At 57.0% G+C, this 4,025-nt stretch carries 7 protein-coding genes; all 7 read right to left on the bottom strand.

Translation table 11 applies throughout. The annotated features are described in order from the left end of the window. A partial coding sequence (locus AB4043_RS24170) for a nucleotide-binding protein (RefSeq protein WP_442308342.1) occupies positions 1-316 on the bottom strand: 316 nt, incomplete at its 3' end. Continuing rightward, positions 207-752, bottom strand: coding sequence for a nitroreductase family protein (locus AB4043_RS24165; RefSeq protein WP_442308341.1), 546 nt, complete (start codon positions 750-752; stop codon positions 207-209). The genes AB4043_RS24170 and AB4043_RS24165, both read right to left, overlap by 110 nt. Beyond that, a complete protein-coding gene (locus AB4043_RS24160) occupies positions 752-1,327 on the bottom strand; it encodes a cob(I)yrinic acid a,c-diamide adenosyltransferase (RefSeq protein ID WP_442298922.1) in 576 nt (191 codons plus the stop codon). The genes AB4043_RS24165 and AB4043_RS24160 overlap by 1 nt, the downstream gene beginning before the upstream one ends. Next, positions 1,324-2,127 (bottom strand): hypothetical protein, encoded by an 804-nt coding sequence (locus AB4043_RS24155; protein ID WP_442308339.1) that lies wholly within the window; start codon positions 2,125-2,127, stop codon positions 1,324-1,326. The genes AB4043_RS24160 and AB4043_RS24155 overlap by 4 nt, the downstream gene beginning before the upstream one ends. After that, positions 2,090-2,455 carry a histidine phosphatase family protein gene (locus tag AB4043_RS24150; protein WP_442308338.1) on the bottom strand — a complete coding sequence of 122 codons (366 nt, stop codon included), beginning with the start codon at positions 2,453-2,455 and terminating at the stop codon, positions 2,090-2,092. Before AB4043_RS24150 ends, AB4043_RS24155 begins: the two co-directional genes overlap by 38 nt. Next, positions 2,452-3,228: an adenosylcobinamide-GDP ribazoletransferase gene (gene cobS, locus AB4043_RS24145; RefSeq protein ID WP_442298925.1), complete on the bottom strand. Its 777-nt coding sequence runs from the start codon at positions 3,226-3,228 to the stop codon at positions 2,452-2,454. Before cobS ends, AB4043_RS24150 begins: the two co-directional genes overlap by 4 nt. After that, entirely contained in the window at positions 3,225-4,022 is a 798-nt protein-coding gene (cobT, locus tag AB4043_RS24140; RefSeq protein ID WP_442308340.1) for a nicotinate-nucleotide--dimethylbenzimidazole phosphoribosyltransferase, read from the bottom strand. Before cobT ends, cobS begins: the two co-directional genes overlap by 4 nt. Between the last annotated feature and the right edge of the window lie 3 nt (positions 4,023-4,025).

The raw sequence follows: 4,025 nt of genomic DNA, 5'->3' as shown, positions 1-4,025 counted from the left end.
GTGTCTGATAGCTCTCGCACGCAAGTGGAAACAGTTCGCTGACCCTTCGCAAGTGATAGTTCGCGGCGGATAGCGTGCCCCATATTTTGCCATGAACAATAACCTGAGAGGTCATATTGCCGGTTGGCTTGAGCAGAATGGGATTCATGTGGACCGACGGCAAGATGCAGGCGGCCTCAGCCTGGAGCGCCTGGGCTCGGCCTATCTCAAGTCCTTCGCGCGTCACCGCTGAGTTCAGCGACATGTTTTGCGACTTGAAGGGCGCTACGCGATACCCTTCCTGGGCAAAGATGCGACACAACGCCGCGGCAAGCAGTGACTTGCCGACATGCGAGCTGGTTCCCAGCACCATGATAGAACGCGCTCTCATGGTTGGGCCCCCGCATCATAGGCGTCGTAGAAGACGGTGGTCTCCATTGGGACACGTTTTTCCCATCCCGAGAGCTGTAATTCAGGCTGGCTTCCGAACTCATCGACATAGCCAATGCAGAGATAGGCGACGGGAAGGATGTGGTCGGGGATACGAAGCAGTCGTATACCGTCTGGCGTATTGCGCGATTTCGGATCACGATGAAGCGCGACGGCTGCATAAATCCAACCGATGGCGCATGGTGAGCTGCCGCAAGCAATCGGTCGAGTAGTTTCTCAGGCAGGGGATCGTTGAGGAATCCCCGCCGGACATCTCTGCGCAGAGCGATGGCTCGATAGACCGCTGATCGGTCGGCGTCGCTGAAAGATAGATCTTCCGGCATCACCAGGCTCTCGACCATTTGGGGCCGCTCTTTGATTCGGGGCGGAGCCGTGATTCAACACCGGCAAGCACTTCGATCCTCCGGCCGAAGAGCCATATCACATCAGACAAGCGGTTGAGGTACGGGAGGATGGTCGGTTGTATGACACCACCGTTCTCGACGAATCGAACGGCAGCACGTTCCGCCCGACGGCAAACCGTGCGGGCAATTTCGTAGGCTGCAGATTCTGTATGTGCGCCAGGGAGCGACCAGTCTGAAAGAATGCCCTCAGTTGCTTCAATTTGGTTGACCAAGGCAGTGAGCATATCGACGTCTTCCTGGCTGATGACTGGTGGTTGCTTTTTGCTGTCGGGTGGCGTCGCCAGCGCTGAGCCTACGCGGAAGAGCGTCCGCTGAATCGTTTCGGTCCAGTCGACGATCTCCTTTTGTTGACAGATGCTACGAGCGAACCCTAGAGCGCAGTTCAACTCGTCGACCGAGCCATAGGCCTCGACACGAAGGTCTGCTTTAGAGACGCGGATGCCACCGGCCAGGCCGGTCTGTCCTCCGTCACCACGTTTGGTTGCGATGCTCATGCTTGTTCTCCTGTTGCTGACTCTGGAGCCAGTGTGTCTTCGATGGTTAGGCGCAACGTTCTAATGAGTCGAGGACGATCGTATTCGCTGACCAGGTCGTCTTCAAGAAAGTCGGCCACAAGGGGAGGGGCTTGGGAGAAGAGGGTCTTCTCCGGGAAAAACCATGGTTGATTGGCACCCAGCTGTTCGATGGTCTCAGCTTTGACGATAACGGCGGGCACACGGTCGATGCCGGCCTTCAGAAGGGAAAACGCCCGGTGATAACCATCGCGCAGGAACCAGCGGCCGGCGTAGCTGGCGACCTCGAAAAAAGGGCTTCCTGTATGGACAGTGACCGGAAAGTTTGCGTCGTTTGTTATTCGGATATGTGTATTTGGATTCTCGGAACGAAGGACCAGGGTATTTCCTGCGCTATCGTGTGTCTTATCAAACTTGGGCGGCTTTGCCGTTCCGAACGAAAGGGCTACGAGAGCAGGCCAGTCACCGAGAGCGGGAAGAAGGGGATAGGAGATTCCTTGTGGGAAATACAACCTGCGTTGAAATGCGATGAGCGATCTCAGGTCGACGATACCTAGGGTCCAAGAGAGCCCGGACATCTCGTCAAGGAGGTCGGTACGGGAGGCATGGGGCTCAAGAAGATCCTTCAGTTGCTCCGACTCTGAGGCGCACACGGCATCGAGCTGTACAAAGGCGAAACGCTTTGCCACGCGCGATCGAGCTCGAAGGAGCTTATCGTCACTGACATGTGGGCGGTATTCATAGTCATCCAGATCCCAGCCGGAGAGCTCGCGAATGTTCACACGTCTTGTGGTCGCTCTGGGCATAGATCGGGTCGCGTTCTTCAATCTCTCTCCATGCCAAACCTTCCCAGTCACCGAAGTGAATCTCCCGCAGACCGGAGTTCTTGTGGATCGGCCGGAGGAAGGCCGTAGCGATGGAAGCAGCAGTATCTACGGCTCGTTGAAGATCGCTGCTGTAGATGGCATTGAATTCCAGCCCGTGGCCCAGCCGCGCGATGAGAGCCGCAACCTGGATCTGGCCTCTTTGATTGATGGAAGGGTCCGTGTGTCCGCAGAACCTTCCTGYCATGTCGGTCTCTGCGTGGCGAATAAAGATGAGTTCGCTCATAGAGTCCACGCTCCGCAGAGATAAACGCCAATCTCGGTGATCTGAATGGTGGCGCCAAAACAGTCGCCGGTAACGCCGCCGATACGCAGCTTGTAATACGTAGCCGTAAGCGAGCTGATCGCTATGCTTATCAGTAAAGGCGCTATTGCTCGCCTTTTTAGCAACAAAACAATAACAGCAGTACTGACTATAGTTCCCGCGATCAATGAGCTGATTGTTGTGAGTCGTGCGACGCGCGCTCCCTGGCCGGCGGAGGCCGGTTCTTCGTTGCGTGCTGCTGGAAGGAAGAAGCTTAGCGGGAGGGGTGTCCACCGGCTCAGCACACTCGCCGCAATCAGATAGCTGGAGACATCCTGCAGTTGCAGAGTGGCGATCAATAGCGTACGACCAACGAGGCTCACAATGAGTGCGATTCCTCCGTAGCTGCCAATGCGACTATCGCGGAGGATAGCGAGGATCTTCTCCCGGTTTGTGCCGCCGCCAAATGCGTCCGCAACATCAGCGAATCCGTCCTCGTGCAGGCCTCCGGTCACACACACGAGAAAGACAACGGTGATGAGAGCAGCTACCATCCGCGGAAGATGTGGCGCAACGAGATAATGCGAAAGTGCGCCGCTTGCACCGACGATGATCCCTACAACGGGGAAGAACTTGACCGATCGCGCGAGCAAATCAGCTTCATAGGGCTGCGTGGGGACGGGCAGACGTGTTAGAAACTGCAGGGCCGCAAGGAACTCGGAGACGGCCCGGCGAGGTTGAAGAATTTTGCTCATGATGCCCCACTCACGCCGGCGGATGAGAATGTCGCCATTCGCGTGTAGAGTGCGATTGCGGATTCGATGACAGGCATCGCAAGAACTGCGCCCGTCCCTTCTCCAAGACGCATGTCGAGGGACAGGACTGGCGCCAGCCGCAGGTGATTGAGTAGGAGCCGGTGGCCGGGTTCCTGTGATTGATGACCGGCTATGAGATAACCCGCGGCTGAGGGAGCTATCGCTACGGCGAGCGCGGCGGCGGCGGTTGAGATGAATCCATCGATGGCCACAATGAGCCGCGCCCGCGCGGCCTCAAGAATCATTCCAGTCATCGCCGCGATCTCAAGGCCTCCGACACGAGACAGAACACTTAGGGGCGTAATTGTTGTCTCATCGGCGAAATGCTTTTGCAGAACCGCACGGATGACCGCCACTTTATGAAGATGTGCATCGGTGGAGATGCCAGTTCCACGGCCAGTGGCCTCTTCTGGTGTCGTTCCAGTTAAAGCGCAAGTGATGGCGCTTGCAGAAGTGGTATTGCCGATTCCCATCTCGCCAATAGCTATCATTGCAACTCCCGCAGCGGCTGCGTCTGAGGCGAGTTGGATCCCGACTGAGAGCGCCTGCTCGGCCTCCTGTTGTGTCATGGCTGGCTCGTGAAGTATGTTGCGGGTACCCCGACTCACCTTGCGGTGCAGGAGCCCGGAAATATTCCCAAAGTCTGCATCRACTCCAACATCGACGACGGAGAGATCGGCATGGTGAAGCGCCGCCAGGACATTAATGGCAGCGCCCTCATGGAGGAAGTTCAGGAC

Source organism: Terriglobus sp. YAF25, from assembly GCF_052113305.1.
Lineage (GTDB): Bacteria > Acidobacteriota > Terriglobia > Terriglobales > Acidobacteriaceae > Terriglobus.
The sequence above is the reverse complement of the archived record's forward strand: the minus strand, read 5'-3'. Positions and strand labels throughout refer to the sequence as shown.

Bases quoted from the DNA above. Each gene is read 5' to 3' on its own strand.
- AB4043_RS24165 (WP_442308341.1), bottom strand. From the start codon at position 752: ATGCCGGAAGATCTATCTTTCAGCGACGCCGACCGATCAGCGGTCTAT.
- AB4043_RS24160 (WP_442298922.1), bottom strand. From the start codon at position 1,327: ATGAGCATCGCAACCAAACGTGGTGACGGAGGACAGACCGGCCTGGCC.
- cobS (WP_442298925.1), bottom strand. From the start codon at position 3,228: ATGAGCAAAATTCTTCAACCTCGCCGGGCCGTCTCCGAGTTCCTTGCG.